The sequence below is a fragment of the Halopseudomonas sp. T1L2 genome, from assembly GCF_055397385.1.
In genome coordinates this window covers 2,145,188-2,171,548 of the sequence record NZ_AP040865.1, presented here as the reverse complement: position 1 = coordinate 2,171,548, position 26,361 = coordinate 2,145,188, and the positions used below count along the sequence as shown (strand labels likewise).

26 protein-coding genes, 2 pseudogenes and 1 riboswitch are annotated in these 26,361 nt (G+C 61.7%); of the genes and pseudogenes, 15 read left to right on the top strand and 13 right to left on the bottom strand.

Annotated features, from left to right (window positions below):
- Positions 1–27 precede the first annotated feature (27 nt).
- Positions 28–717 (top strand): SGNH/GDSL hydrolase family protein, encoded by a 690-nt coding sequence (locus ACZ5WQ_RS10165; protein WP_464382261.1) that lies wholly within the window; start codon positions 28–30, stop codon positions 715–717.
- Here the strand turns inward: ACZ5WQ_RS10165 and ACZ5WQ_RS10160 are convergent.
- Both ACZ5WQ_RS10160 and ACZ5WQ_RS10155 read right to left on the bottom strand, forming a co-directional pair.
- Positions 693–2,009, bottom strand: a complete 1,317-nt coding sequence (locus tag ACZ5WQ_RS10160; protein ID WP_228245076.1) for an HlyC/CorC family transporter — start codon at positions 2,007–2,009, stop codon at positions 693–695. The genes ACZ5WQ_RS10165 and ACZ5WQ_RS10160 overlap by 25 nt on opposite strands.
- Positions 2,010–2,039: 30 nt before the next feature.
- A complete protein-coding gene (locus ACZ5WQ_RS10155) occupies positions 2,040–2,840 on the bottom strand; it encodes a cytochrome C assembly family protein (protein ID WP_373314997.1) in 801 nt (266 codons plus the stop codon).
- 163 nt (positions 2,841–3,003) lie between these two features.
- Here ACZ5WQ_RS10155 and ffh point away from each other — a divergent pair, with 163 nt between their 5' ends.
- The 9 genes from ffh (at position 3,004) to thrC (ending at position 11,248) form a co-directional block, all read left to right on the top strand.
- Entirely contained in the window at positions 3,004–4,401 is a 1,398-nt protein-coding gene (gene ffh / locus ACZ5WQ_RS10150) for a signal recognition particle protein (protein WP_285677572.1), read from the top strand.
- Positions 4,402–4,599: 198 nt separating this feature from the next.
- Positions 4,600–4,851 carry a 30S ribosomal protein S16 gene (gene rpsP / locus ACZ5WQ_RS10145; protein WP_088273282.1) on the top strand — a complete coding sequence of 84 codons (252 nt, stop codon included), beginning with the start codon at positions 4,600–4,602 and terminating at the stop codon, positions 4,849–4,851.
- A gap of 1 nt (position 4,852) precedes the next feature.
- A complete protein-coding gene (gene rimM / locus ACZ5WQ_RS10140) occupies positions 4,853–5,395 on the top strand; it encodes a ribosome maturation factor RimM (protein ID WP_228245077.1) in 543 nt (180 codons plus the stop codon).
- Between the two features lie 36 nt (positions 5,396–5,431).
- Positions 5,432–6,148, top strand: a complete 717-nt coding sequence (trmD, locus tag ACZ5WQ_RS10135) for a tRNA (guanosine(37)-N1)-methyltransferase TrmD (protein ID WP_464383643.1) — start codon at positions 5,432–5,434, stop codon at positions 6,146–6,148.
- 33 nt (positions 6,149–6,181) lie between these two features.
- Entirely contained in the window at positions 6,182–6,529 is a 348-nt protein-coding gene (gene rplS, locus ACZ5WQ_RS10130) for a 50S ribosomal protein L19 (RefSeq protein ID WP_088273285.1), read from the top strand.
- Positions 6,530–6,625: 96 nt separating this feature from the next.
- Positions 6,626–7,546, top strand: coding sequence for a site-specific tyrosine recombinase XerD (gene xerD / locus ACZ5WQ_RS10125; RefSeq protein ID WP_434006940.1), 921 nt, complete (start codon positions 6,626–6,628; stop codon positions 7,544–7,546).
- Positions 7,547–7,645: 99 nt separating this feature from the next.
- Complete coding sequence (gene dsbC, locus ACZ5WQ_RS10120; protein ID WP_464382260.1) at positions 7,646–8,365, top strand: bifunctional protein-disulfide isomerase/oxidoreductase DsbC; 720 nt, start codon at positions 7,646–7,648, stop codon at positions 8,363–8,365.
- A gap of 71 nt (positions 8,366–8,436) precedes the next feature.
- A complete protein-coding gene (locus ACZ5WQ_RS10115) occupies positions 8,437–9,741 on the top strand; it encodes a homoserine dehydrogenase (protein WP_228245080.1) in 1,305 nt (434 codons plus the stop codon).
- Positions 9,742–9,838: 97 nt separating this feature from the next.
- Complete coding sequence (gene thrC, locus ACZ5WQ_RS10110; protein ID WP_228245081.1) at positions 9,839–11,248, top strand: threonine synthase; 1,410 nt, start codon at positions 9,839–9,841, stop codon at positions 11,246–11,248.
- Positions 11,249–11,301: 53 nt separating this feature from the next.
- On the opposite strand, the pseudogene ACZ5WQ_RS10105 reads toward thrC, so the two are convergent.
- From ACZ5WQ_RS10105 to ACZ5WQ_RS10095, 3 genes and pseudogenes are all read right to left on the bottom strand, one after another.
- A pseudogene (locus ACZ5WQ_RS10105) lies at positions 11,302–11,625 on the bottom strand (organic hydroperoxide resistance protein); the annotation flags it as partial.
- Positions 11,626–11,769: 144 nt separating this feature from the next.
- Positions 11,770–12,765: an IS5 family transposase gene (locus tag ACZ5WQ_RS10100; protein ID WP_173603223.1), complete on the bottom strand. Its 996-nt coding sequence runs from the start codon at positions 12,763–12,765 to the stop codon at positions 11,770–11,772.
- An 85-nt stretch (positions 12,766–12,850) separates the two neighbouring features.
- Positions 12,851–12,964 (bottom strand): annotated as a pseudogene (locus ACZ5WQ_RS10095) (organic hydroperoxide resistance protein); the annotation flags it as partial.
- A gap of 198 nt (positions 12,965–13,162) precedes the next feature.
- Here ACZ5WQ_RS10095 and ACZ5WQ_RS10090 point away from each other — a divergent pair.
- Genes ACZ5WQ_RS10090 through ACZ5WQ_RS10080 form a run of 3 tightly spaced genes read left to right on the top strand, consistent with a single transcriptional unit; the run spans position 13,163 to position 18,287 of the window.
- Entirely contained in the window at positions 13,163–14,230 is a 1,068-nt protein-coding gene (locus ACZ5WQ_RS10090; protein WP_285677577.1) for an efflux RND transporter periplasmic adaptor subunit, read from the top strand.
- Position 14,231: 1 nt separating this feature from the next.
- On the top strand, positions 14,232–17,366 hold the full coding sequence (locus tag ACZ5WQ_RS10085) for an efflux RND transporter permease subunit (RefSeq protein ID WP_285677578.1): 3,135 nt from the start codon (positions 14,232–14,234) through the stop codon (positions 17,364–17,366).
- A gap of 42 nt (positions 17,367–17,408) precedes the next feature.
- Positions 17,409–18,287 carry a carboxylate/amino acid/amine transporter gene (locus tag ACZ5WQ_RS10080; RefSeq protein WP_464382259.1) on the top strand — a complete coding sequence of 293 codons (879 nt, stop codon included), beginning with the start codon at positions 17,409–17,411 and terminating at the stop codon, positions 18,285–18,287.
- Positions 18,288–18,350: 63 nt separating this feature from the next.
- On the opposite strand, the gene ACZ5WQ_RS10075 is transcribed toward ACZ5WQ_RS10080, so the two are convergent.
- The 7 genes from ACZ5WQ_RS10075 to ACZ5WQ_RS10045 form a co-directional block, all read right to left on the bottom strand.
- Positions 18,351–18,968, bottom strand: a complete 618-nt coding sequence (locus ACZ5WQ_RS10075) for a trimeric intracellular cation channel family protein (RefSeq protein WP_096003102.1) — start codon at positions 18,966–18,968, stop codon at positions 18,351–18,353.
- 22 nt (positions 18,969–18,990) lie between these two features.
- A riboswitch (glycine riboswitch) is annotated at positions 18,991–19,088 on the bottom strand.
- Positions 19,089–19,326: 238 nt separating this feature from the next.
- Positions 19,327–20,226, bottom strand: a complete 900-nt coding sequence (ypfJ, locus tag ACZ5WQ_RS10070; RefSeq protein WP_269686816.1) for a KPN_02809 family neutral zinc metallopeptidase — start codon at positions 20,224–20,226, stop codon at positions 19,327–19,329.
- Between the two features lie 30 nt (positions 20,227–20,256).
- Entirely contained in the window at positions 20,257–21,060 is an 804-nt protein-coding gene (locus ACZ5WQ_RS10065; RefSeq protein ID WP_088273296.1) for a CHAD domain-containing protein, read from the bottom strand.
- Between the two features lie 42 nt (positions 21,061–21,102).
- Positions 21,103–21,918 carry a LysR family transcriptional regulator gene (locus ACZ5WQ_RS10060; RefSeq protein WP_464382258.1) on the bottom strand — a complete coding sequence of 272 codons (816 nt, stop codon included), beginning with the start codon at positions 21,916–21,918 and terminating at the stop codon, positions 21,103–21,105.
- Between the two features lie 2 nt (positions 21,919–21,920).
- Positions 21,921–22,817 (bottom strand): MBL fold metallo-hydrolase, encoded by an 897-nt coding sequence (locus ACZ5WQ_RS10055; protein ID WP_464382257.1) that lies wholly within the window; start codon positions 22,815–22,817, stop codon positions 21,921–21,923.
- 131 nt (positions 22,818–22,948) lie between these two features.
- Positions 22,949–23,647 (bottom strand): PspA/IM30 family protein, encoded by a 699-nt coding sequence (locus ACZ5WQ_RS10050; protein WP_464382256.1) that lies wholly within the window; start codon positions 23,645–23,647, stop codon positions 22,949–22,951.
- A gap of 5 nt (positions 23,648–23,652) precedes the next feature.
- The gene (locus ACZ5WQ_RS10045; RefSeq protein WP_088273300.1) at positions 23,653–23,922 is read right to left on the bottom strand and encodes a YiaA/YiaB family inner membrane protein; all 270 of its coding nucleotides are present in this window, start codon (positions 23,920–23,922) and stop codon (positions 23,653–23,655) included.
- A 181-nt stretch (positions 23,923–24,103) separates the two neighbouring features.
- Between ACZ5WQ_RS10045 and ACZ5WQ_RS10040 the strand changes: the two genes are divergently transcribed.
- Complete coding sequence (locus tag ACZ5WQ_RS10040) at positions 24,104–24,880, top strand: helix-turn-helix domain-containing protein (RefSeq protein ID WP_228245090.1); 777 nt, start codon at positions 24,104–24,106, stop codon at positions 24,878–24,880.
- Positions 24,877–25,464 carry an acetate and sugar kinases/Hsc70/actin family protein gene (locus ACZ5WQ_RS10035; protein ID WP_228245091.1) on the top strand — a complete coding sequence of 196 codons (588 nt, stop codon included), beginning with the start codon at positions 24,877–24,879 and terminating at the stop codon, positions 25,462–25,464. The genes ACZ5WQ_RS10040 and ACZ5WQ_RS10035 overlap by 4 nt, the downstream gene beginning before the upstream one ends.
- A gap of 28 nt (positions 25,465–25,492) precedes the next feature.
- Here ACZ5WQ_RS10035 and ACZ5WQ_RS10030 read toward each other — a convergent pair whose 3' ends face one another.
- Entirely contained in the window at positions 25,493–26,209 is a 717-nt protein-coding gene (locus ACZ5WQ_RS10030) for a YebC/PmpR family DNA-binding transcriptional regulator (protein WP_228245092.1), read from the bottom strand.
- Positions 26,210–26,361: the final 152 nt, after the last annotated feature.

Below are 26,361 nucleotides of genomic sequence, written 5' to 3'. Positions count from 1 at the left end.
CGGTGGTGGTATCTGGCGGCACCGGCCTTGCCGCTGTTGCTGCCTCAGGCAATGTGGGTCAAGCGCACGGCGCTGCGCCTGCCGGACGCGCAGCAGCCCTGGCAGGGGCTGGTAGCGGCGCCGGATGGTGCTCGGGAAAGGCCGCTGCGGTTGTTGCTGGTTGGCGAGTCCACCGTTGCCGGCGTCGGGGTCGAGTGTCAGCAGCAGGCCCTTGTCGGGCAGTTGGCCAGTCAGTTGGCTGAACAGCTTGGGCGCCCGGTGCAGTGGCAGGCGGCCGGTCGCAACGGCGCGATGGCCGGAGACTGTCTGCAAGACCTGCTGCCTGCGGTTACCGGGCAGCAGTGGGACCTGGCGCTGATCGTGCTGGGCGTCAACGATACCACCCACCTCACTCCACGGCCGCGCTGGCGGCGTAATCTGCGGGGCCTGATCGAGCAGCTGCAAGTCTGTTCGGGGCGGGTGATGCTGACCGGCGTGCCGCCGCTGGGGCATTTCCGGGCATTGCCGCAACCGCTGCGCGGCTGGTTCGGGTTGCGCGCCGGGCTGATGGACGCCGATCTTCAGGCTGTCGCCCGGGACTCGGGCGCCCACTACCTGTCACTGGATCTGCCATTCGAGCCGGTTTATCTGGCCCGCGACGGCTATCACCCATCGGCGGCCGGGTATCGGCAGTGGGCGGCGGGTATCGTCCGTCAGCTGGCGCCGTCGGTGGTCTGATCCGCTTCGTCTGAGGGGCGCGGGTCGACCTGGTTCAAGGCCCGATCCCATATCCGAACGCTTTTCACCATGTTGTCCTTGGTCTGCAGAATCTCCATCCGGTAGTGGCCGGTGGTGAGGCAGACCGAGGTTTCCGGAATGGTTTCCAGCTGCTCGGTGATCACGCCGTTGAGGGTCTTGGGGCCGTCGGCAGGCAGCTTCCAGTGCAGGTGACGGTTGATGTCGCGAATCGACGCGCTGCCATCGATCACATAGGTACCATCGGCCTGCGGATGGATGTCCTGGCTCAGGCTGAGCATCTCGGTGGTGAAGTCGCCGACAATTTCTTCCAGGATGTCTTCCAGCGTCACCAGGCCGATGACGTCGCCGTACTCGTCGACGACGATGGCAATCCGGCGCTTCTGTTTCTGAAAGTTGAACAGCTGGGTGTGCAGCGGTGTGCTTTCCGGGATGAAGTAGGGCTCCTTGCAGGCGCCGATCAGGGCTTCCTTGGTCAGTTCGCCGCGGCTCAGCAGGCGCGCGATCGAGCGCATGTGGACGATGCCGGTGACGTTGTTGATGTCGCCCTGGTAGACCGGCAGCCGGGTGTAGTGACAGCTGCGCAGCTGGTGATTGATCGCGGCCATGTCGCTGTCCAGATCAATACCGACAGCCTCGTTGCGCGGGATCATGATGTCGTTGACCGTCATCTTCTCCAGATCAAGGATGCCCAGCAGCATGTTCTGGCGGCTGCGGGTAATGCCGAGCCCGGCTTCACGCACCACCGTGCGCAGCTCCTCGGTGGTCAGCTGATCGCCATCCTTGCTGTGCGGGTTGACCCCGAGCATGCGCAAAAGCAGGTTGCTGATGGCGCTGCACACCCACACCACCGGATAGAGCAGGCGCTGCAGGCCGGACAGGATCACGCTGGCCGGGAAGGCAATCAGCTCCGGGCGCAGGGCTGCCAGGGTCTTGGGTGTGATCTCGCCGAAGATCAGCACGACCACGGTCAGGATCATGGTGGCAATCGCGATACCGGCTTCGCCCCAGACGTCCACCGCGATCACGGTGGCGATGGAGGCGGCGAGGATGTTGACGATATTGTTACCGACCAGAATGGTGCCGAGCAGTCGGTCGGGGCGCTCCAGCAGACGGGAGGCGCGGCGCGCCGCCCGGTGGCCTTCCTTGCTCAGGTGCTTCAGCCGGTAGCGGTTGAGGCTCATCATGCTGGTTTCGGAGCTGGAGAAGAACGCTGACAGCACGATCAGCACCACCAGCAGAATCAGCAGCAGGCCAGTATGGGATTCGTTCAAGGGCTAGCCTCAGGCAGGTCGTAGTATGGATCAGGCGGCCAGCAGCAGTTCGCGTACCAGCTTGCTGCCGAAATAGGCCAGCATCAGCAGCAGGAAGCCCGCCAGTGTCCAGCGGATCGCATTGCTGCCGCGCCAGCCGCGGAAGTGCCGGCCCCACAGCAGAATGCCGAACACCACCCAGGCCAGGCAGGACAGCAGAGTCTTGTGGGCCACATGCTGGGCGAACATATTCTCCAGGAAGACAAAACCTGAGATCAGCGCCAGCGTCAGCAGCACTTCACCGCACAGCAGAAACTGGAACAGCAGCTGCTCCATGGTCTGCAGCGGCGGGAAGGTGCGAATGAAACGGGTAGGGTGCTTGTGCTTGAGCTGATAGTCCTGAACAGCCAGCAGGGTGGCCTGGAAGGCGGCAATGGTAAAAATGCCGTAGGCCAGCACCGACAGCAGAATATGCACCAGCAAGCCGTCCTGGTCGGTTGCCAGTGTCGTGCCCTGTTCGGGGAAGAAGCCCGCCAGCAGGGCGGTGATCAGTGCCAGCGGATAAAGCCCCAGCAGCAGACTGGTGACTGGCGCGCGGAAACTCGACACCAGCGTGACCGCAACTACCAGCCAGGAAATCAGCGAGCCGATATTGAACAGGCCCAGGGCAAAGCCCTGCGGTGTGGTGAGCTGAATATACAGACTGACGGCGTGGGCCAGCAGGGCAACCAGCCCGATGGCGCGCAACAGGCTGGCGTTGACGGCCAGACGTTTGCCGAGGCAGTGCATCTGATACAGGATGCCGCTGATATAGAAACCGGCGGCCAGCAGACTGGGGGCGAGGGCTGTCATACGTCCTTGCGAGCGATTATCAACAAAGCCGCAGTGTGGCATAAGCCGCGTCCGGGTGAAAGCGTCTGCCGGTGCTTCCCTATCCTGTGCCGGGTGTGCGGGGTATACTGCGCCGCTGAAATGGCGGCCGGGCTGAAAACGGGCCCGCCCTGGGAGAAAGCACATGTTCGAGAATCTTACCGAGCGCCTGTCGCACAGTCTGCGCGGTGTGACAGGTCAGGCCAAGCTGACTGAAGACAACATCAAGGACACCCTGCGCGAAGTGCGCATGGCGCTGCTGGAGGCTGATGTCGCGCTGCCGGTAGTCAAGACCTTCGTTGACCAGGTGCGTGAGCGCGCGGTCGGCACCGAAGTGTCGCGCAGCCTGTCGCCGGGGCAGGTCTTCGTCAAGATCGTCAAGTCCGAGCTGGAAGCGGTCATGGGGCAGTCCGAAGGGCTGAACCTGGCGGTCAGCCCGCCAGCGGTGATCCTGATGGCCGGTCTGCAGGGCGCGGGTAAGACCACCAGTGTGGCCAAGCTGGCCAAGACGCTGCGTGAACGCGAGAAGAAGAAGGTCATGGTGGTCAGCGCCGACGTCTACCGTCCGGCGGCGATCAAACAGCTGGAAACGCTGGCAGCCGACGTACAGGTCGAGTTCTTCCCGTCCTCCGCTGATCAGCAGCCGGTCGCCATCGTCGAGGCGGCGATGCGTGAGGCGAAGAACCGCTTCATGGACGTGCTGATCGTCGATACCGCTGGCCGTCTGCACGTCGACGACGAGATGATGGCCGAGATCAAGCAGGTTCACGCGGCAGCCAAGCCGGCGGAAACCCTGTTTGTGGTCGACGCCATGACCGGTCAGGATGCGGCCAACACCGCTCAGGCCTTCAACGAGGCGCTGCCGCTGACCGGTGTCATCCTGACCAAGGTCGACGGTGATGCCCGTGGCGGTGCGGCGCTGTCGGTGCGTCATATCACCGGCAAGCCGATCAAGTTCCTCGGTATGGGCGAGAAGATCGACGCCCTGGAAGTCTTCCACCCCGACCGGGTCGCCTCGCGCATCCTCGGTATGGGTGACGTGCTCAGCCTGATCGAGCAGGCCGAGCAGAAGATCGACAAGGACAAGGCCGAGAAACTGGCCAAGAAGCTGAAGAAGGGCAAGGGCTTTGATCTTGAGGACTTCCGTGATCAGCTGCAGCAGATGAACGCCATGGGCGGGCTCGGCTCGATGATGGAAAAGCTGCCGATGATGGGCGGCAAGATCAGTGCTGCGCAGATGGAAACGGCGCAGACCGAGGCGGCCAAGCAGTTCAAGCGCATGGAGGCGATCATCAATTCGATGACGCCGGCCGAGCGCCGTAATCCGGACCTCATCAGCGGCTCGCGCAAGCGTCGTATCGCGGCGGGCTCGGGTACCCAGATTCAGGACATCGGGCGCCTGCTCAAGCAACACAAGCAGATGCAGAAGATGATGAAGAAGGTCACCGGCAAGGGCGGTATGGCCAAGCTGATGCGCGGTATGGGTGGCATGGGTGGTGGCGGTGGCATGCTTCCCCCGGGTGGCGGGATGCCACGGTTCTGAGGGCTGCCCTGATCGCCGTTTTCCGGCGTTGGGGCAGGCAGCTGACCGGCGGTGCCGGTGGCTGCGGAAAAAAGAGTTTTCATTGGTCGGGATATTCCGTAGAATACGCGACCTTTCGGGCTATAGGTGTATGCGTTTTCAGCTGCACGCCCGCAAACGATTAAGCAGCGATACTCAAACACAGGAAACAATGTCGACATGGTAACCATTCGTCTTGCTCGTGGTGGCTCCAAGAAGCGCCCCTTCTATCATCTGACCGTCACCAACAGCCGCAATGCTCGCGATGGCCGTTTTGTTGAGCGGGTAGGCTTCTTCAACCCGGTAGCCACCGGCGGTGAAGTGCGTCTGTCCGTGAACGATGAGCGCGTTCAATACTGGCTGAGCCAGGGTGCGCAGCCGTCTGATCGCGTTGCAGCTCTGCTGAAGGAAGCTGGTCAGGCTGCTGCCTGATATGGCCAATACTCCTGAGCCGGCCGGGGCCCATCGGGTTGTACTCGGCAAGATCGTTTCGGTTCATGGGGTGCGTGGGGCGGTAAAGGTCTATTCCCATACCGACCCGCTGGACAACGTGCTCGATTATGCCGAGTGGTCCCTTAACAGGGGTTCCGAGCAGCGCACGGTGTCCGTTCTCGGTGGTCGCGTCCAGGGACGCGTGCTGGTAGTCAACCTCAAGGGGATCGACGACCGCAACAAGGCCGAGGAACTGGTCGATTTCGAGATCAGCATTGCGTCCGACGCATTGCCCGAGCTTGAAGATGGCGATTTTTACTGGCATCAGCTGGAAGGCCTTCAGGTTGTAAACCAGGAAGGGCAGCTGCTCGGCAAGGTGGATCACCTGCTTGAGACCGGCTCCAACGATGTCATGGTGGTCAAGCCCTGCGCAGGCAGTGTTGATCAGCGTGAACGTCTGTTGCCTTATCTGCCGGGCCAGTTTGTAATCAAGGTCGATCTGGAGACGCAAGTCATGCAGGTTGACTGGGATGCGGAGTTCTGACCGGTGTGGGCCGGTGTAGTTACCCTGTTTCCCGAGATGTTCACGGCGCTGACCGAGTCCGGTGTTACCGGCAGGGCGGTCAAGCGGGGCCAGTTGGAAGTCGCTTTCAGTAACCCGCGTGAACACGCACATGACCGTCATCGCACGGTGGATGATCGCCCTTTCGGCGGTGGTCCCGGCATGTTGATGAAGGTTGAGCCGCTGTTGGAGGCGATTGACGCCATCCGCCGGCAGGCTCCCTCCACCCCGCGGGTGATTTACCTGTCTCCGCAGGGGCAGCCTCTGACGCAGAAACGCGTCGAACAGCTGGCGCAGCTCGACAGCCTTGTGCTGTTATGCGGGCGCTACGAGGGCATCGACGAGCGCATCATTGATCGCTGCGTAGATGAGGAAATCTCCATTGGCGACTACGTGTTGTCCGGTGGCGAACTGGGAGCCATGGTGCTCCTGGACGCGGTGACCCGCTTGATTCCCGGTGTATTGGGGCATGCGGATTCCGCGGTAGAAGATTCCTTTTCGGCGGGATGGCTCGATTGCCCACATTACACCCGGCCGGAAGAGTTTGATGGGCAGCGCGTTCCGGAGGTGCTGCTCAGCGGTAACCATGAACTGATCCGGCGCTGGCGCCTCAAACAGTCTTTGGGTCGAACCTGGCAACGTCGGCCAGAGTTGCTCGAAGAGCTGGAGTTGAGCAAAGAACAGCAACAGCTGCTGGCGGAATATATCCGCGAGCAGGCAACCGATAACCATTGATACAGGTCCGACGGCCTGTGCAGGAGAAGCAAGATGTCCAATATTATTGCCCAGCTTGAAGCTGAACAGATGTCCAAGGAAATCCCCGCGTTCGCACCGGGTGATACCGTAATCGTCCAGGTCAAGGTTAAGGAAGGCGATCGCTCCCGTCTGCAGGCCTTCGAAGGCGTGGTTATCGGCAAGCGTAACCGTGGTCTGAACTCGGCTTTCACCGTTCGCAAGATCTCCAGCGGTGTTGGCGTTGAGCGTACGTTCCAGACCTACTCTCCGCTGATCGACAGCATCTCTGTCAAGCGTCGCGGTGACGTTCGCAAGGCCAAGCTGTACTACCTGCGTGCTCTGTCTGGCAAGGCAGCTCGCATCAAGGAAAAGCTGTCCTGATCGGACAACTGACCAACAAAAAAGCAGCCTGAGGGCTGCTTTTTTGTGCCTGAGTGTTTTTAATCGACGAATCGCCCGTCCACTCGAGTCAAATCCATGCCTGATGTTGCGCCGATGCCGGTCAGTGACGCGGATCAGCAACTGATCGATCAGTTCCTTGACAGCCTTTGGCTGGAAAAGGGGTTGTCGAAGCATACCTGCAGCGCCTATCGCACCGATCTGCGTACGCTGGCCGGTTGGCTGGGGCAGCGTCGCAGCCGGCTGCTGCAGCTGTCGCGCGCCGATCTGATGGCGCACTTGGGCTGGCGGCTTGGCGCCGGCTATCAGGCGCGTTCCAGTGCCCGGCTGCTGTCTTGTGTGCGAAGTTTCTACCGCTACTTGCTGCGTCAGCAGTTGATCGCCGACGACCCGACCCGGGATGTTGCCATGCCGAAGATCGGCAGGCCGCTGCCCAAGTCGCTCAGTGAGGCCGACGTTGAGCGCCTGCTGTCCGCACCGGACAGCGAAGACACTCTGGGGTTGCGGGACCGTTGCATGCTGGAAGTGCTGTATGCCACCGGATTGCGGGTCAGTGAGCTGGTCGGCTTGCGGCTCGATCAGTTGAACCTGCGTCAGGGTGTGGTGCGGGTGACTGGCAAGGGCAGCAAGGAACGTCTGGTCCCTTTGGGGGAAGAGGCGATGCGCTGGCTGGAGCAATATCTTGATACGGCACGTGCGGCACTATTGGCAGGCAAGCCGAGTGATGTACTGTTTCCCAGCAGGCTGGGGCAGATGATGACGCGTCAGACATTCTGGCACAGGGTCAAGCTGCATGCCCTTGCGGCCGGCATTCGCAGCGAGCTGTCTCCGCACACCCTGCGCCACGCCTTTGCTACCCATCTGCTCAATCACGGGGCGGACTTGCGGGTAGTGCAGATGCTGCTGGGGCACAGTGATCTGTCGACAACCCAGATCTATACCCATATTGCCCGGCAGCGCCTGCATGATCTGCATGCCCAGCATCATCCCCGAGGGTGACTGCATCCGGGTTGCGCCGAACATCCCGCAGGGCGCGTGGAATTGGTCAGCGCTTCCTTTATTCGTGGTAAGCTTTGCGGTCTTCAAAAGGAGTGGACTATGCGACTGAAAATCGGCCTGGCCGCCATACTGGCCCTGGCGGCGACACAGGTCATGGCGAATCCGGATCAGGCTATTCGGGACGCTCTGAAGACAATGAATTTCAATGTGCCGGTCAAGGCGGTGAGCGAGTCTCCCGTGGCCGGTCTGTACAGTGTTGAGCTGGAAAGCGGTCGAGTGCTGTACGCCTCGGCGGACGGCAAGTACTTTGTCCAGGGCTCGCTGATCGAGGTCAACGACGGCAAGCCACGTAACCTTACCTCCATCGCCGAAGCGCGTAACATCGGCGCGGTCATCAACGGGCTGCCGCAGCAGGAACTGATCGTGTTTGCGCCCGAGCAGCCCAGGACCCATATCACGGTATTTACCGATGTGGATTGCGGTTACTGCCGCAAGCTGCACAACGAGGTGCAGCAGCTCAATGATCTGGGTATCGAGGTGCGCTATGCTGCCTTCCCGCGTGGCGGAATGCAGTCCCGTGCTGCCAGTGTCATGCAGTCGGTGTGGTGTGCCGACGACCGCAAGGCGGCGCTGACGGCTGCCAAGCAGGGTGACGAGGTCGCGCCAGCCAGCTGTGAGAATCCTGTTGAGCGCCAGTTCGAGCTGGGTCAGCAGGTGGGTGTGCAGGGTACACCGGCCATTTTCATGGCCAACGGGGTGTTGATCCCGGGGTATCAGCCGGCGGCGCAGCTGGCCGCTATCGCGCTGGAGAATCAGTAACAGCCGTGCCGACGGGCAGATCGTCGGCGCGTTTTCATGTAATCGACTAACAACCAGGTAGGGACCAAAGTTTGAAACCGGTCAAAGTAGGTATTTGTGGATTGGGCACCGTCGGCGGTGGCACCTTCAATGTTCTGCAGCGCAACGCGACGGAAATTGCCCGGCGTGCTGGGCGCGGCATTGAGGTCGCCCAGATTGCAACCCGGCACCCCAACCCGGCCTGCAACCTGGGCATGACCCCGGTGACCGACGACGTTTTCGAGCTGGTCAACAATCCCGAGATCGACATCATCGTCGAACTGATCGGCGGCTACACCCTGGCCAAGGATGTGGTACTCAAGGCGATCGAGAACGGCAAACACGTGGTGACTGCCAACAAGGCGCTGATTGCCGTGCACGGCAACGAGATCTTCGCTGCTGCCAGCGCCAAGGGCGTGATGGTTGCGTTCGAGGCCTCGGTTGCCGGCGGTATTCCGATTATCAAGGCGCTGCGTGAAGGTCTGGCCGCCAACCGTATTGACTGGGTTGCCGGTATCATCAACGGCACTGGCAACTTCATCCTGACTGAAATGCGCGACAAGGGGCGTACCTTCGAGGACGTTCTGGCTGAAGCGCAGGCGCTGGGTTATGCCGAGGCTGATCCGACCTTCGACGTCGAGGGTATTGATGCCGCGCACAAGCTGACCATTCTGGCCTCCATTGCCTTTGGTATCCCGCTGCAGTTCGACAAGGCCTACACCGAAGGGATCACCAAACTGACCACTGCCGACGTAAATTACGCCGAAGCGCTAGGCTACCGTATCAAGCATCTGGGCGTGGCGCGCCGCACTGAAAACGGCGTCGAGTTGCGCGTGCACCCGACCCTGATCCCGGCTGATCGCCTGATCGCCAACGTCAATGGCGTGATGAACGCTGTCATGGTTCACGGTGATGCTGTTGGTTCGACGCTGTACTACGGCGCCGGCGCCGGCGCCGAGCCGACTGCTTCCGCCGTTGTTGCCGACATCATCGACGTGGTCCGCACCCTGACCACCGACCCGACCAACCGCGTGCCGCACCTGGCGTTCCAGGCTGATGCGCTGTCGGATCTGCCGGTCCTGCCGGTTGACGAGGTCGAAACCGCCTACTACCTGCGCTTGCACGCGCAGGACCGCCCGGGCGTGCTGGCCAAGGTCGCGACCATCCTGTCCGAGCGTGGCATCAACATCGAATCGATCATGCAGAAGGACGTGGAAGAGCAGGACGGCCTGGTGCCGATGATTCTGCTGACTCACCGCGTACGCGAGCAGAACATGAACGATGCGATTGCCGCGCTGGAGTCGCTCGAGGATATCGCCGGCCCGCTGATGCGGATCCGCGTGGAACAACTGGACTAATCCAGCGGCAAGCGTCAAGCGGCAAGCGGCAAGCAACCCAGGTGGTGCTTGCGGCTTGTTGCTTGCGGCTTGCAGCTCAAACCGAAGGTTTGCCGATATGCGTTATATCAGTACCCGTGGCCAGGCTCCGGCCCTGAATTTCGAAGACGTGCTGCTGGCCGGTCTGGCCTCTGACGGCGGTCTGTATGTGCCCGAGAACCTGCCGCGTTTCACCCAGGAGCAGATCGCATCCTGGGCCGGTCTGCCGTACCACGAGCTGGCGTTCAACGTGATGCGCCCGTTCGTCACTGGCAGCATTCCGGACGCCGATTTCAAACAGATTCTGCAGGACACCTACGGCGTCTTTGAGCACAAGGCAGTTGCCCCGCTGCGTCAGCTGGACAGCAACGAGTGGGTGATGGAGCTGTTCCACGGCCCGACCCTGGCGTTCAAGGACTTTGCCCTGCAGCTGCTGGGCCGTCTGCTCGACTATTTCCTGGTCAAGCGTGGCGAGCGCGTGGTGATCATGGGCGCCACCTCTGGTGATACCGGTTCGGCGGCTATTGAGGGATGCAAAGCCTGCGAGAACGTCGACATCTTCATCATGCACCCGCACAACCGGGTGTCAGAGGTGCAGCGTCGCCAGATGACCAGCATCCTTGGCGACAACATCCACAACATCGCCATCGAAGGCAACTTCGACGACTGTCAGGAGATGGTCAAGGCCAGTTTCGCCGACCAGGGTTTCCTCAAGGGCACCCGTCTGGTCGCGGTTAACTCGATCAACTGGGCGCGCATCATGGCGCAGATCGTCTACTACTTTCACGCTGCCCTGCAGCTGGGTGGTCCGGCGCGCTCGATGGCGTTCTCGGTGCCGACCGGCAACTTCGGCGACATCTTCGCCGGTTACCTGGCGCGCAATATGGGCCTGCCGATCAGCCAGTTGATCGTTGCTACCAATCGCAACGACATCCTGCACCGCTTCATGAGCGGCAATCACTACGACAAGGACACCCTGCACCCGTCGCTGTCGCCGTCGATGGACATCATGGTGTCGTCCAACTTCGAGCGCCTGCTGTTCGATCTGCACGGTCGTAACGGTGCGCTGGTAGCCAAGCTGATGGATGACTTCAAGGTCAGTGGCAAACTGTCTGTTGAAGATGATCGCTGGACCGAGGCGCGCAAGCTGTTTGATTCTCTGGCGGTTGACGACGAAGGCACCTGTGCAACCATCGCCGAGGTATTCGCGCAGTGCGGCGAAGTGCTGGACCCGCACACCGCCATCGGCGTGCGTGCAGCCCGCGAATGTCGTCGCTCGCTGTCGACGCCGATGATTACCCTGGGCACCGCGCACCCGGTCAAGTTCCCGGATGCGGTCCGTCAGGCTGGCGTTGGCGAAGCATTGCACCTGCCGGCGCATCTGAGCGATCTGTTCGAGCGCGAAGAGCGTTGCACCGTGTTGCCGAACAGTCTGGCTGACGTGCAGGCCTTTGTTGCCGCGCACGGCAATCGCGGCAAGCCGCTCTAAGCTGAGCTGCTGACACAACAACGGCGCCCCTGGGCGCCGTTGTTGTTTGTGCGTTACTCGACCCGGATCAGGATCACATCAATATTGCCGCGGGTGGCGTTGGAGTAGGGGCAGACCTGATGGGCGCGCTCGATCAGCTGCTCGGCTTGCTCTGCGGGCATGCCCGGCAGGCTGACGCGCAGTTCGACTTCAATGCCGAAGCCCTGCGGAATCTGACCGATACCGACCACCCCCTCAACCGACGCATCAGCCGGCATGGGCAGCTTGTCGCGGCCTGCGACAAACTTCATCGCACCAATGAAACAGGCCGAATAGCCTGCAGCAAACAGCTGCTCCGGGTTGGTGCCCTGACCACCTGCGCCGCCCAACTCCCTTGGGAATCGCTGATCAATTCAGATTTGCGCATTACCGGTGTCGATCAACTGAATTTTTGATGCAGCGAACCTGTTCTTGGCGACATTGCTCCGCAAATCGCCTTCAACTCTGGCCATTTTGGCCTATTTCCACCCGACTACCGGAGTTCAAGACGCAATAACCCCGTCTGTCACCGCATAACACCGCTTGGCCAACACCAGATTGGCCAGTGCAAACAGACTGAACAGCTGGGCCTGATTCTTCTCCATGCCCCGGTAGCGCACCTTGCGGTGACCAAACAGATTCTTGATCACATGGAACGGGTGTTCCACCTTGGCGCGGATGCTCGCCTTGCAGTGCTCAATGCGTTGCAATATCTGCTTCTCCGGGCCATCTTCCATTTTCTTGATGGTGCTGCGCCGTGCAGCAATCCGCAGCGGAGGGAGCGTGTCATCATCCCCACAAAGGCGCTTGCCCAGACCCGTGTAACCGGCATCGGCATAGATCGGTTCCTTGTCGTCACGCAATAGCTGCTCGGCTACCGTGATGTCCGCCTGGTTGGCCGAGGTCGCCACCAGGCTGTGCGTCAGACCGGTGGCTGCATCGACACCGATATGGGCTTTCATGCCGAAATACCACTGGTTGCCTTTGCGTGTCTGCTTCATCGCCGGATCACGCTGCTTGGCCTTGTTCTTGGTAGAAGGTGCAGCGGCAATGATGGTGGCATCGACAATGGTCCCTTCGCGCATGAACAAACCACGTTCTGCCAGACTGGCGTTGATCTCTTCGAAGATCCGCTGCGTCAGCGAATGTCTTTCCAGCAGGTGGCGGAAACGCAGCAGTGTTGTGGCATCCGGTACGCTTTCGATGGAGAGATCGATACCAACGAAATCACGCATCGCCTGACTGTCGTAAATCGCATCCTCAAGGGCTTCATCAGCCAGGCCGTACCACTGCTGCAGGAAGTAGATTCGCAGCATCCGGTCTAGCGGAGTCGGTGGACGGCCACGCTTGCCGGCAGCGTCTGGGTAATATGAGGGCGACAGGGCATCCAGCAGGCGCTGCCAGGGCACCAGTACATTCATCTCAGCCAGGAAGCGTTCCCGGCGGGTAACCTTTTTCTTGTTCTGATGCTCGGCTTGGGCGAAGGTGATCTGCTTCATCGGGTGGCTTGGCTGAGGTAGTGGCAGTGTCTGGTGATTATACTCAGGGCTGCGTAATCAGGCAGAGGGCTGATTTGTGCAGCGTTTCCCTTGGCGTAGTCAATTCGATATCCAGTACACCGTCGGAGGAAATGGCACGACCGTCACGGCCACCGGTAGCTTCTGCAGAAGCGCGATAGATAACCTGTTCAATGGACATAAGGAGTCTCCGGTAATGAAAATATAGATTGCACGCAATTAAGTTTTGCATGCTAACACAATGTAGATTGTGTGCAATGTTATTTTTGGCCGGTTTGTCCTCCGCCATATCGTGAAACATCCTCACCTGCTTTGTTGTAGGTGTGTTTTTTCATTTCTGGCATGCTGATTCACTTTGAAGTTGTCGGAGGCTCCTCCTGTGCTGCGCTCTGTCCTTGCTGTTTGCCTGCTGCTGCTGATGCCTCTGGCGCGTGCCGAGACCGCTGTGCCGGTGCGGGTTGCGACCACTACGCTGCAGCCGCTGGTGGAGGTGGTGCCGGTCAGCGGCAGTGTCTCCACGGCGCGGGTCGCTACGTTGTCTGCGGAAGTGGAGGGACGGGTTTCCGGGCTGCCGGTGGAGGAGGGCCAGCGGATTGAGAAGGGCGCGCTGTTGATGACGCTGGATGACGAGCTTGTACAGCGTGATCTGGATCGCGACCGGGCCGAGGTTGCGCGTCTGGGCAGCACGCTTGATGACGCGCAGCGGCGGCTCAGCGAGGCCAGTACGCTGGCAGAGCGCCGCAGTATTGCCGCCAGCGAGGTGCGCGGCCTGGAAGCCGCCGTTGCGCAGGCCGATGCGGCGTTGGCGGGGGCGCGTGCCGGCCTGCAACGGCGAGAGGCGCTGGCGCGCCGGCACCGGCTGGAGGCTCCCTTCAGTGGCGTGATCAGTCGACGCCTGACTGAGCTGGGCGAGTGGGTCGAGCCCGGGACCGGGGTGCTGGAGTTGATCACCCTGCAGCAGCTTCGCGCCGACCTTCAGGTGCCGCAGCGCTTCTATGCCCGTGCCGAGCCAGGCAGTCGGGTCGAGTTGCAGTTCGAGGGTCACCCCGGAGAAGATTTTGTGTTGCCGGTAACCGCGCGCATCCCGTTAAGCAGTCAGCAGGCGCGCACCTTTTTGCTGCGTATTGCGCTGCCCGACGATATTGCTGGCCTGATTCCCGGGATGTCGGTGCAGGGCGAGCTGTTGCTGGATCAGCAGCAACAGGGCGTCGTAGTCTCCCGCGATGCGCTGCTTAGGCAGGTTGACGGCCGCGTGGCTGTTTGGCGGGCCGTCAACGAAGCAGGCCAGTGGCGGGCCCGGGAGCAGCAGGTCCGGCCCGGACTGGCATTTGACGGGGTGGTCGAGGTGCGAGAGGGCCTGGAGGCCGGAGAGCTGGTAGTCGTTGAAGGTAACGAGAGCCTGCGCGAAGGGCAGTTGCTCAACCTGCTCAACCACGAGGCCGACTGACATGTTTCAGGCCATTACTCGCCACGGCATTCTGGTGACCGTCGCGCTGCTGATTCTCTGCGTGCTGGGTACCATGGCGGCGCTGCGGATTCCCGTGCAGATGATTCCGGACCTGGAAACCCGCACGGTGACTGTTGAAACCCGGTGGCCCGGTGCGACGCCGCAGGATATCGAGAAGGAAATTCTGGTCGAGCAGGAAGAGTTTTTGCGTAACCTGCCCAATCTCGAGCGAATAACGTCGGTTGCCGGGACCGGCTGGGCCGAGATCGAACTGGACTTTCCCTTTGGCGTTGATCTGAACGAGACGCTGATACGCGTCAACAATGCCCTCACGCAGGTGTCGGGTTACCCCGAGAATGTGGATCAGCCGTCGGTCAACGCGACGTCCTTCTCTGCCAATGCTTTCATGTACCTGGCGGTATCACCGCTGGAGGGTAATCCGCGTAACCTGGATATGGATATGGTGCGCGATTACATCGAAGACAACGTTCGTCCGAGACTATCGGCGGTCAACGGTGTCGCCCAGGTGGATGTGCGTGGTGGTGCGGCCCGTCAGGTACAGGTTCGCCTGTACCCCGAACGGCTGGCGTTGCACGGTCTGACGCCTGCCGCGGTGCGTGACGCGCTGCGGTCGCGAAACCGGGATGTTTCCGGTGGCGAGATTGATAGCGGCAAGCGACGGTTTTTGCTGCGTACCGTCGGCCGTTTCGAGAGCCTGGACGATATTCGCCAACTGGTGGTTGAGCGACGGGGAGACAGCCTGATTCGTCTGCAGGATCTGGCCGATGTCACGCTTGATCACGCGCGTATTGTTCAGCGCAGCTACGTCAATGGCGCCCCCGTTGTCAGTCTGGCTGTCAGGCGAGAAAGCGGCTCCAATGTGATTGCCATCAAGCAGGCCATGCTCGCCGAGATGGCGCTGGTCAATCAGGAGTTGCTTAACCCGCAGGGTATGCAGATCAGGCTGAATTCCGATGACGTGGTCTATGTCCGTGACTCGGTGGTCAATGTCTGGAAAAACCTGATCCTTGGCGCTTTGCTGGCGTCGGTGATCATGTATCTGTTTCTGCGTTCCTGGCGGGTAACGCTGATTGGCGTCATGGGGATTCCGATCTGCACCATTGCCGCCTTTCTTGGCCTGATGCTGACCGGGCGTACGATCAACGTGATTTCCCTGGCCGGAGTCGCCTTCGCCATTGGCATGACGCTGGACAACAGTATTGTGGTGCTGGAGAGCATTGAACTGGAGCGCCGGCGCGGTCTGGATCGGCTGCGTGCTGCGGTAGCCGGGGTAAGCAGGGTCTGGCCCGCGATTCTGGCCTCGACACTGACGACGGTCATGGTGTTTCTGCCGGTGATGTTTATCCGTGAAGAGGCAGGGCAGCTGTATTCGGACATTGCCATTGCCATTACCTCGGCGATTCTGGTTTCCATGCTGGTTGCAATAACTGCCGTGCCTGCAGCCTGTGCGAGGCTGCGCGGCGGCGAGTTGGAGCCCGCCAGCGAACAGGGCCGGCTGGCCCGCCGCTGTGCTGATCTGGTGGGCTGGCTGCTGGCCAGCGCCCGGCGCCGCTTGCTTTGCGCCGCGGTAGTTATGGGGGGCAGCCTGCTGATTGTGCTGACGCTGACGCCGCCAGCCGAGTATCTGCCTGAAGGCGAGGAGGCCAAGACCTTCGCCATGATGAACGCGCCGCCCGGCTATAACCTGGCCAGCATGCAACAGATTGCGGATCAGGTTCAGGCGCACTTTCTGCCCTTTACCCAGGCCGCCGCGGCTGAGGACGCTGATAGTCCGGTGCCCCCAATCGCCATGCTGATGGTGAACGTTTCGACTGAAGGGTTGTGGATGATTGGTGTGCCTGCGGACCCGGCAGACATTGATGCGCTGATGCGTGCACTGGTCGAGCATTTTCGTACGTACCCGGGTATGCGCGCGTTCGCTACCCGGGGCTCGATTATCAGCAGCAATAACGGTGGTACGCGCAGCATCAACCTGGATATTTCCGGTCCGGATCTCGCCAGTCTCTACGAAGTGGCTCGTCTGGCCTACGACCGGGCTGGTGAAATCTTCGAGGATCCGTCGGTTCAGACCCAGCCCTCCAACCTCAGCCTGGCGCAGCCTCTGCTGCAGATTTATCCGGACTGGGAGCGCGCCGCCGAGCTGGGACTGGACGCCGAGCAAATGGGGTTTGCGGTGTCGGCCCTGACCAATGGCAGTTATGTCGGCGATTACTTTCAGGACGACGACAAGGTCGACATCTACTTCTACAACGCGATGGCTCTGCAGCCCGACCTGCAGACCCTGCGCGGTCTTACCTTATACACACCGAGCGGCCAGGTGCTGCCTCTGTCCTCGCTTGCGCGTATCGAAGAGGAGGTCGACACCAGCGTGGTGCGCCGGGTAGACGGCCGTCGCACCCTGACGCTGAATATCATCCCGCCGCGTTCTGTCCCTCTGGAGGCGGGAGTCGAGCAGGTGCGTACCGAGCTGGTCGAGTATCTGCGAGCCCAAGGGCAGGTACCGTTGGGGGTTAGCCTGTCGATCTCGGGTGCCGCCGACCAGCTGGATGCCACCCGCGAGTCGCTGGGCAGCAACTACCTGGCGGCGTTGGTGATTGTCTTTCTGCTGCTGGTGGCGATCTTCCGCCATTGGGGTTACCCGTTATTGATCATGGTCAGCATTCCGCTGGGCATGGCTGGCGGGCTGGCCGGGCTGGCGCTGCTGAATCTGGCCGGTTCCGCATTGGCAGCAGCGGGGCTGGGTGGCTTCAGTCAGCCGCTGGACATGATCACCATGCTGGGCTTTCTGATTCTGATGGGTACGGTCGTGAACAATCCGATCCTGATTGTGGATCGCGCCATCGATAATCTTGATCATCAGGGCATGACGCCGGTCGAGGCCGTTCGTGAGGCGGTTGAGGCGCGCCTGCGACCAATTGCCATTTCAACCTTGACCACCCTCTGCGGGATTGCGCCGCTGGTATTTCTGCCTGGCGCCGGTACCGAGCTCTATCGTGGTGTCGGTGTGATTGTCATGGCGGGCATACTCGGTGCCACCCTGGTTACCCTGACCCTGTTGCCGGTGATGCTGCATGGGGTGCTGAGCAGGCGCGTGAGGCAGCAGCCGTTGACCTGAAACCGCTATACTCCCCGCCCATCTGGCCTGTGTGGAGCGGTGATGCCTTATCTTGTTGCGGTAACCCTGTTATGGGCGGTTTCCTTCAGCCTCATCGGCGAGTATCTGGCCGGGCAGGTCGACAGCTATTTTGCCGTGCTGACGCGGGCCATGCTGGCCGGGCTGCTGTTTCTCCCGCTGCTGCGTATTCGATTGTTGCCGCGCCCGGTGGTGCCGGGGCTGCTGGTGGTTGGTGCGTTGCAGTTCGGTGTCACCTATATTTGCCTGTACCAGTCCTTCGAGTACATCTCTGTGCCCGAGGTGCTGCTGTTCACCATTTTTACGCCACTGCACGTGGCGCTGATTGATGATCTGCTGAACCGGCGTTTCAGTCTGGGGCCTCTGGTCGCCGCCGCGATTGCGGTGCTTGGTGCCGGAATCATGCGCTACGACGGGCTCAGCGACAGCTTTATCCGCGGCTTTCTGATTCTGCAGCTGGCCAACTTTACCTTCGCCGCCGGGCAGGTAGGCTATGCTCATCTGGTGCGTCGTTATGAGCTGACCTCAACCCAGCAGTGGCGCGGATTTGGCCTGTTCTTTATTGGCGCGCTGATGGTCATGCTGCCGGCCTGGCTGCTGCTCGGCAACCCGGAGCGCCTGCCGCACACCGCGCTGCAGTGGTCGGTGCTGGTCTGGCTGGGGCTGGTCGCTTCCGGAATTGGCTTTCTGTTCTGGAACCGGGGTGCAGCTCAGGTGGACGCCGGCACCCTGGGCATCATGAACAATGCGCTGGTGCCGGCGGGGCTGCTGGTCAATCTTCTGATCTGGAATCACGATGCTGACCTGCTGCGACTTGCAGCGGGCTCCGCGGTGATCGGGCTGTCGCTCTGGGTTAACGCCCGCTGGTCGCGCTGGTTCGGTTCGCGACCAGCACGGCCCTGACGACGATCAGGTCGGCCCGACAGGCATCGCAGCCAGTGAGGCCCTTGCTGGCGATTTCGCTCATCAGTCCCACTGGGATTTGGCGTAGCTGAACACCGGCAGCGACAGTTTCCAGCGAATCGCTGACATTCTCAGCAACAGGCCCACGCTGAAGGCAGCCAGCAGGTTGACGCTTTCGTTGACACCCTGATGTCGCAGGGCGAGATAGAGCAGAGCGACGACCAGCGAGACGCTGGCGTAGAGTTCATGACGCAACACCTGGGGCATTCTATTGCACATGATGTCGCGGATAATACCGCCGAAGATACCGGTGATGATGCCGGCCATAACCACCACTACTGTGTCGTAGCCCAGTCTCAGCGCGACATTGCAGCCAATGACGGTGAAGGCGACAAGGCCGATGGCGTCGAGCACCAGAAAAAGCTGGTGGAGGTGACGCATGAAGCGCGCCAGCACTATGGTTGCCAGGCCACCGGTGATGGTGATGTAGATGTAAAGGGGATGCTGGGTCCAGGTGATCGGGAAGTTGCCGAGCAGAATGTCCCGGACGGTACCACCACCCAGGGCGGTTAAAAAGGCGATAACGGCGACACCGAAAAAGTCCATGTTGCGTCTGCCCGCGGCAAGGGCTCCGGACATGGCTTCGGCGGTGATGGCGATGATATAGACAGAGGTCAGCACACAGTTCTCCTGCGTTTGCGTAGCCTCTCCCCCTGTCCTTGATACCTGAGAGTTTACAGGGTCATACCCTGCTTGCCCCTTCGGTGGGCTGCCATGCAGCCTCTCTCCAGACGGCGTTAATCGTGTCCACAGTGCCTGTGCCTGAGCGTTTATGGGAGTTTGCGCCTTCGGCGGGGCTGAGCCCTCTCTCCTGCGGGGTGGCGATTGTACATCCGGAATGGCGGCGGGTCTTGTGTCTTTGTGTGACTCCGATCGATTGGAAGCCAGGCGCAGGGTTATCGTCTGTGCCGGTCGGATTGCAGAGTGCTGGCTGGCTGGCCGGGCGGCCATGCGCGACTCGGTGCAGTCGCAACCGGGCTCAGATCGGCCCGGCGAAGGTGTCGCAGGCGGTGATGTCGCCGCTGTCGAAGCCGCGCTTGAACCATTTCACCCGCTGCGCCGAGGTGCCATGGGTGAAGCTGTCCGGCACCACATCCTGACCCGCCTGGCGCTGCAGGCGGTCATCGCCGATGGCACTGGCGGCGGTCAGGGCTTCATCCAGATCATCCGGGTCCAGCAGCTGGCGTTCGCGGTTGGCGGCGTGGCCCCAGAGGCCGGCAAAGCAATCGGCCTGCAGCTCCTGACGGACTGACAGCGCATTTACCTCGGCCTGGCTGCGGCCGGCGCCTGCCTGACGCACCTTCTGGCTGATGCCCAGCAGGGTTTGCACGTGGTGGCCCACTTCATGGGCGATGACGTAGGCCTGAGCGAAGTCGCCGGGGGCGCCGAGCTGCTGTTTCATGTCGTTGAAGAACGCCAGATCCAGATAGACCTGCTGATCGCCCGGGCAGTAAAACGGGCCAACAGCCGAACTGGCGCTGCCGCAGGCGGACTGCACGCGGTTGGAAAACAGCACCAGCTTGGGCTCCTGATACTGCCGGCCGATGCGCTGGAAAACCTGATGCCACGTGGTCTCGGTGTCGGCCAGCACCACGCTGACGAATTCGGTCAGCTCCTGCTCGGCGGGGGAGAGCGGTTGCTGGCCCTGTTGCGTCACCGGCTGGCCGCCACCGAGCAGCAGGGGCAGCAGGTCGATACCGAGCATCTTGCCGCCGATGATGGCGACTGCGCCAATGGCGAGAATCCAGCGGCCGCCGCGGGTGCCGATCAGCATGGGAATCAAGCGCAGCAGCAGCGCACCGCCGGCACCGGCGCTGGAGATGCTATCGCCTCTGCGGTCTTCGATATTGCTGCTTCGCCGTCTGCCTCGCCAATCCATCAGGGTCTCCTTGAATAACAGCTTACCGGATCAGCAGCGGAACCCGCCGCGACCGAATGTCCGTATAAACAGCCGGATAATACGGCGTTTGCAGTGATGCTTGCGCTGTTCCAGTCGAGCGGCCAGCGCATCTCTGTCTGTCGAGGCGGGGGAGCGCTGGAGCTGTGCTTCCAGGTTGCAAAGATCCTGCAGCTCGCCCAGTCGCTCACCCAGGCGCGTCAGCAGTGTCATCTGGCGATCGGCCGGCAGGCGCGCATCGTGCAGTTGTTCGCGCTGATACAGCGCGTATTTGATCCATTTGCGACAGCGGTGATAAAGCGCATCCTGATCACTGTTGCAGGCGCTGCGAGCAAGTTTGCGCGCGCGTTTGATGGTGCGCTGCAGGCCAATCTGCCAATGGTCGGCTGCGCCAGTGGCCGAATGGGGCCAGTCGGCCAGAACGGCGGCGAAGGCAGCGATCAGATGCTCGCTGTCGGTGCTGCTCGGCGCACGGGCATGTGATGCCTGCAGCAGCCGGCTGTTGAGTGCGGGGCTCAGCGGTGTGTCCAGCGTGCTGGCAAGTTGTTTGATCAGTTGCTGCTGTACGTGCAGATCGCGGCTGCCGGCCAGCGTTTTGGCGATCTGTCTGAGCTGCTGGTCCAACTGGCGCAACCGTTGGTGCCCTGCATACGGGCGGTACAGCTGCAGCAGCGCCCTCAAGCGCTTGCAGCAGACGCGTAACTGGTGAACTGCGTCGGCATCCGGTGCAGCTCCGTTGACGATTGGCAGCAGGGCGGCACGCACGCGGTTGCGGGCGGCTTGATAGAGCGGGTCAGCATCGGGTGTCAGAGCCATCAGTCGAGTGTAGGCCAGCGGCGCAGGGGCGAAAAGAGGGTGCTAGCCGAAAGCGGCAATGATGCTGTCTGCCAGTTCAGCCCGGCAGGCCAGCCCCAACTGGCGATGACGCAGCGTCTCGGGTACCAGTCCGCGCAGAGAGTGGCTGTCGATGGCCGGGCTCAGCAGGTCGATGTCGTCGCTGACCGCCATAACGGTTGCCCCCTGGCGGTGCTGCACCAGGCTCAGGGCCAGGTCTTCGGTATCCACCTGCAGGCTGGCATGGTCGGCCAACTCGGGCAGGCGCTCCAGGAAGGCGCTGCGCAGTTCGCAGTCGAGCCGGTCGATCCATGGATATTGGGTAGCCTGTTCCAGCTCAAGAGGCTGATTGAGGGACCAGCCGCGGGGCAGCAGCAGCCGGTACTCCTGTTCCAGCAGCGCAATAAAGTGGTAGCCGGCTGGCACCTGCCGTTCACTCAGCAGCCAGAGGTCTGCACTTTGAGCAGGCTGGCTGCGTACCTGCAGGCGATAGTCCGTGAGCCTGCCGGCGGTCAGCTGCAGCAGGTAGCCGCTGTCGCGACTGGCCAGGCTGGCGTTGATACCGACCGACAGGGTGGGGCGCTCGACGCGCTTGAAGCGTTGCTCCATTTCGCCGGCGCTGCCAAGCAGGCGCGCGGCCTCCTGATAGAAGGCCTCACCCTCGGGCGTGAGCGTCACGCCTCTCTTGCTGCGGCTGAACAGCCGCAGGGCAAACTCCTGTTCCAGCTGGGCTACGGCGTTGGAGATGGAAGGCTGGGCGACATGGCAGCGCTCGGCCGCCGCGGTCAGGCTGCCGGCTTCGGCAGCGGCGCAGAAGTAGCGCAGGCTGCGCAGATCCATCGTTATTCCTCGAAGGCTGGAAAGCGGGCCAGCCCGGCCGCGACGAACTCGTCGTGGGCGGGAATGATCAGCAGCTCCGGATCGCGTAGATGCAGCTCATGCACGTGTTTGAGCTGCTGGCTATTGCGCTCGCGGTCGCTGTCGACGTGGGATAGCCATTGCACGAATACCGGCCGTGGCTTGTTCCGTTCAACGCCTCGTTCGGTCCAGCTGGTATCGCCGATCAGAAACAGGCGCTTGCCGGAGGGCAGATTGACGAACAGCCCGGCCTGGCCAGCGGTATGGCCGCTCAGATCGACCAGAATCAGCTGACCGTCGCCAAACAGGTCGAGGCTGCGTTCAAAGCCCTGATAGGGCGTGTTGTCCAGTTCGATCTGTTGCCACTCGCGTTGGCCCTCCAACTGCTCGGCCAAAAAGGCTGGCGGCTCGCCGTGGTCGCGGGCTTCTTCCAGTGCGCCGGGCAGCACTTTTACTGGAATGCCGGGGAAGTCCGGCAACCCGCCGAGGTGATCCCAGTGCAGGTGGCTGGGCAGAATGAAGTCGATATCGTCAGCGCTGTAGCCTGCCGCTTCCAGCTGGTCGCGAGCCGGGTTCAGCTGCTCGTAGGCCAGCAGCGTGCGGTTGATCCAGTTGTTGCGGGCAAAGGCCTCGGCGGTCTGACGGCCCAGCCCGGTGTCGAACAGAAAGCGGCCTTTGGGGTGTTCGATCAGCACCGCGGCATGCACCAGATGGCGCTCGGTGGTCCAGCGTCCGCCACTGACCACCATCGCCTCGGCGGCGCCGCTGGACACGGCGGTGGGTATCACCGAAAGGCGCAGGTGTTCGACAGCCGGGGCGGCAAACAGCAGGCTGCTGCAAGCGAGCAGAATGGGGGCTAAAAGAGGGGCAAAGCGCTTCATGGGATGGCTCCGATGGGGTGAGAACCCACTGTGGCATCCGCTGAAGAATAGATTAAATATTCTTTATTGTTAGTTAAGGAATAAAAAAGTTATGGAAGGGCGACCGGTGTCGCCCTTCCTGATAGCGCTGCCTATTCGCTAGCGCTGGTGTTGCCCCGCAGTCTGGCGAGTACGCTGTTGGCGTCGGTCTTGCCGGTGGCAATACCGGCGCGTTGCAGGCGCTGGTCGAGTGCACTGCCGTCGTCCTCGTCCTGCAATTGCTGGAGGGCGGCGCCGACATCGCTGGCGTTGTCCTGACGTTGACGAATGCGCTCCAGAGAACTGGCCAGATCGCCCATGTGGGCCTGCAGGCCACGGGTCTGCTGACCGAGATTGCCCAGCAGGCGCTCGGCGCTGCGGTTCGCCCGTGCCAGCTGCAGTTCGCGGCGATACTGCTGGTGCATCTGCGCCGCGCGGCGCAGTTGTTCGCGCAGACTGGTTTCCTGCCGCTGCAGCTGCTCGGCCTGCTGGCGCTGTTGCTGCAACTGGTTCTCCTGCGCGGCGATCCACTCGGCCAGCTCGTAGGCCAGCCCGGCTTCATCTCGCGCCAGTGCCTGCCGCGCCTGTTCTTCGCGCTGGGCCAGGTCGGTGCTGAGCTGCTCGTTGCTGCGCTGCAGTTGCTTGATGGTCGCCATCAGCCCGGCCAGCTCGCGCTTGGCCAGCAGCATGGCGTGCTCGGTGTCGCGCAATTCCTGCTCCATGATGCGCAGGGCGTTGGCGTCGACCAGCTGTTCAAGCGGTTCATGGGCGCTGGCGCGGAACAGGGTGCCTACTTTTCTCCAGAGTGTCATGACGGTTACTCCGTATATTCTTTCAGCAGTTGCTGGGCGCGGGCTTCGGACAGGCGGTTGTGAATGCGCTTGCCTTCGTGTTCATCCCGCATGGTTTTCGACAGGGTGATGGTGGTGCTGACCAGAAACAGCGCACAGACCGACATGTAGCCCTTGACCAGCAGATCGGTGGGCGCGAATACCACGCCCGCGCCGGTTGCCAGCAGGGCAATCGCGAATGACGCCTTGACGAAGAAAATCCAGCCTGAGGAGTTACTGTTGATCTCGGTATCCATGGTGTTGCCTCCAGAACGTGGGGTGCGCAGGGGGTTGTGGCTGCGTCTGGAGCGGACTGTGCACGGGCCTGATTGGCGGCGCCAGCGTTACCGAAAAGGTTGCGCAGAGGGGCGCTTAAGGTATTACATGGCGATACTTCTTGGTGGCCGGGCTCGGCCAGACTGGTAAAGGTATTGTCATATGGCGCAGACCGCAGCGATTGTCGCGGCCTTGAAAGGCGCGCTGAAAGAGCGTGGAATCACCTATCAGCAGGTTGCCGAGGCGCTTGAGTTGTCGGAGGCGAGCGTCAAGCGGCTGTTCTCCGAGCGGCAGTTTTCGCTGCAGCGGCTGGATCAGATCTGTGCGCTGCTGGGGCTGGAGATCACCGATCTGGTCCGCCGGCTGGATCAGGCCCAGCGCATCGATGCGCTGACTGCCGAGCAGGAGCAGGAACTGGTGGGCGATGACCGCCTGCTGCTGGTGGCGATCTGCGCGCTGAATCGCTGGAGTCTGGCGCAGATGCTCCATACCTATCAGCTCAGTGAGGTGGAAGCGGTGGGCCGCCTGGCGCGGCTGGATCGGATGGGGCTGATCGAGCTGCTGCCGGGCAACCGTATCAAGCCGCTGATCAGTCATGATTTTCGCTGGCAGCAGGGCGGGCCGATCCAGCGCTTCTTCGAGCAGCAGGTGCAGAGTGATTTCTTCCAGTGTCACTTCAACCGCCCGGGCGAGCTGCGCCTGTTCCTCAGCGGGATGCTGTCGCCGCAATCCACCGAGCAGATGCACCAGAAGCTGCAGCGTCTGGCCCAGGCGTTTCGGCATAGCCACCAGGAAGACCTGGTGCTGCCGCTGGAGCAGCGCTTTGGCGTCAGCATGATCATGGCGATTCGGCCTTGGGAGGTGGCGGCGTTTCAGCGCTTGCGCCGACCCGATGCGCTCAAGTTTTATCCGGGGCATCCGCGGGAGGTTCGTGCATGAGCCTGCGTCGACTGTTGGGGGATCGATTGTATCTGCTGCAATTGTGGCGTGACCGCTTCGAACTGCGTGATCTGCACTCAGGCGAGGTGATCAGTGAGCCGCCTCTGGTGGTGCTGGGTGATCAGGCTGGCAAGGTGGTGTTTGTCGCGGCGGGCCACGAGGCGCTGAGCATGGCGCTCGAAGAGGGCATGCGTCGGGTCAGCGTCACCGACCATCCTCGGGTGCTGATTGGCGACTTCGCACTGGCTGAAAAGTACCTGCAGTGGTTACTGCGCAAGGCCGCAGGCAACCGGTTGTTTCCAGCCGCGCCGCGTCTGGTGATGCAGCAGCGCGACTGCCTGGAAGGCGGCCTGACCGAGGTCGAGTTGCGGGTGTTGCGTGAACTGGCGTTGGGCGCCAGCGCTCGTGAGGTGCTGGTTGTGGAAGGTGCGCAGCAGCTGAGCCTGGAGCAGGTTGAACAGGCGTTTGCCGATCAGCGCAAGGGCGCAGGCAAGCGGGCGTCGTCACTGGTGAGCGGGGTGGTGACGCTGGTGGTGCTGGCTGCGTTTGCAGCTGCAGTCTTGCTGCGTAACGTGGGCAACTGACGGGCGCCCGCAGGCGCCCGCTGCGGGATCAGAACTCGGCGTTGTGGTAGATGTTCTGCACGTCGTCGAGATCGTTAAGCATGTCGGTGAACTTCTCGAACATGGCAACATCGTCGCCGCTGATTTCGGTGGTGGTCTGCGGCACGAACTGGATCAGGTCGGCCTCGAAATCGAGCTCACCGAAGGTATCGATCAACGCCTGTTTGGCCTTGAAGTATTCGGTATGCGGGGCGAATACGGTGATTACGCCGTCTTCGTTTTCGATGTCGGTGACGTCGACGTCGGCCATCATCAGGGCTTCCAGCGTGGCTTCCTCGTCGCCACCCCTGAAGGCCAGGATCGCGCAGTGATCGAACATGTGGCTGACGCTGCCTTCGGTGCCGATCTTGCTCTTGGTCTTGGTGAAGCAGTTGCGCACGTCGGCGAAGGTGCGGTTCGGGTTGTCGGTCAGGCAATCGACGATCACCATGCAGTTACCGGGGCCGAAGCCTTCATAGCGGGCCTTTGCGAAGTCCTCGCCACCGCCGCCCTTGGCCTTGTCGATGGCCTTGTCGATAACGTGGCCGGGGACCTGGTCCTTCTTGGCGCGATCAATCAGGCCGCGCAGCGCCAGGTTGCCATCGGGGTCGACGCCGCCGGACTTGGCGGTAACGTAGATCTCCCGTGCGTACTTGCTGTACAGCTTGGTTTTGGCGTCGGCCGTTTTGGCCATGGATTCCTTGCGGTTCTGATAAGCGCGACCCATGTGCGAGTGTCCTGTCGAAATTTCGAAAAACAGCGATTCTACTCGCAGTTGGCGACGGATATCCACGCTTGCGGTGTCCTCTGTTGACGAACTGAAGCGCTGCCGGGCCAACGGGGCCTATCGGGCGTATGATGGGCTTTTTGCCGGAGGAG

Bases quoted from the DNA above. Each gene is read 5' to 3' on its own strand.
- thrC (WP_228245081.1), top strand. From the start codon at position 9,839: ATGCGTTATATCAGTACCCGTGGCCAGGCTCCGGCCCTGAATTTCGAA.
- dsbC (WP_464382260.1), top strand. From the start codon at position 7,646: ATGCGACTGAAAATCGGCCTGGCCGCCATACTGGCCCTGGCGGCGACA.
- ACZ5WQ_RS10100 (WP_173603223.1), bottom strand. From the start codon at position 12,765: ATGAAGCAGATCACCTTCGCCCAAGCCGAGCATCAGAACAAGAAAAAG.
- ACZ5WQ_RS10055 (WP_464382257.1), bottom strand. From the start codon at position 22,817: ATGAAGCGCTTTGCCCCTCTTTTAGCCCCCATTCTGCTCGCTTGCAGC.
- ACZ5WQ_RS10080 (WP_464382259.1), top strand. From the start codon at position 17,409: ATGCCTTATCTTGTTGCGGTAACCCTGTTATGGGCGGTTTCCTTCAGC.
- ypfJ (WP_269686816.1), bottom strand. From the start codon at position 20,226: ATGGATTGGCGAGGCAGACGGCGAAGCAGCAATATCGAAGACCGCAGA.
- ACZ5WQ_RS10030 (WP_228245092.1), bottom strand. From the start codon at position 26,209: ATGGGTCGCGCTTATCAGAACCGCAAGGAATCCATGGCCAAAACGGCC.
- ACZ5WQ_RS10040 (WP_228245090.1), top strand. From the start codon at position 24,104: ATGGCGCAGACCGCAGCGATTGTCGCGGCCTTGAAAGGCGCGCTGAAA.
- ACZ5WQ_RS10060 (WP_464382258.1), bottom strand. From the start codon at position 21,918: ATGGATCTGCGCAGCCTGCGCTACTTCTGCGCCGCTGCCGAAGCCGGC.
- rpsP (WP_088273282.1), top strand. From the start codon at position 4,600: ATGGTAACCATTCGTCTTGCTCGTGGTGGCTCCAAGAAGCGCCCCTTC.
- rimM (WP_228245077.1), top strand. From the start codon at position 4,853: ATGGCCAATACTCCTGAGCCGGCCGGGGCCCATCGGGTTGTACTCGGC.
- ACZ5WQ_RS10035 (WP_228245091.1), top strand. From the start codon at position 24,877: ATGAGCCTGCGTCGACTGTTGGGGGATCGATTGTATCTGCTGCAATTG.
- ACZ5WQ_RS10155 (WP_373314997.1), bottom strand. From the start codon at position 2,840: ATGACAGCCCTCGCCCCCAGTCTGCTGGCCGCCGGTTTCTATATCAGC.
- rplS (WP_088273285.1), top strand. From the start codon at position 6,182: ATGTCCAATATTATTGCCCAGCTTGAAGCTGAACAGATGTCCAAGGAA.
- ACZ5WQ_RS10065 (WP_088273296.1), bottom strand. From the start codon at position 21,060: ATGGCTCTGACACCCGATGCTGACCCGCTCTATCAAGCCGCCCGCAAC.
- ffh (WP_285677572.1), top strand. From the start codon at position 3,004: ATGTTCGAGAATCTTACCGAGCGCCTGTCGCACAGTCTGCGCGGTGTG.
- ACZ5WQ_RS10085 (WP_285677578.1), top strand. From the start codon at position 14,232: ATGTTTCAGGCCATTACTCGCCACGGCATTCTGGTGACCGTCGCGCTG.
- trmD (WP_464383643.1), top strand. From the start codon at position 5,432: ATGTTCACGGCGCTGACCGAGTCCGGTGTTACCGGCAGGGCGGTCAAG.
- xerD (WP_434006940.1), top strand. From the start codon at position 6,626: ATGCCTGATGTTGCGCCGATGCCGGTCAGTGACGCGGATCAGCAACTG.
- ACZ5WQ_RS10045 (WP_088273300.1), bottom strand. From the start codon at position 23,922: ATGGATACCGAGATCAACAGTAACTCCTCAGGCTGGATTTTCTTCGTC.
- ACZ5WQ_RS10050 (WP_464382256.1), bottom strand. From the start codon at position 23,647: ATGACACTCTGGAGAAAAGTAGGCACCCTGTTCCGCGCCAGCGCCCAT.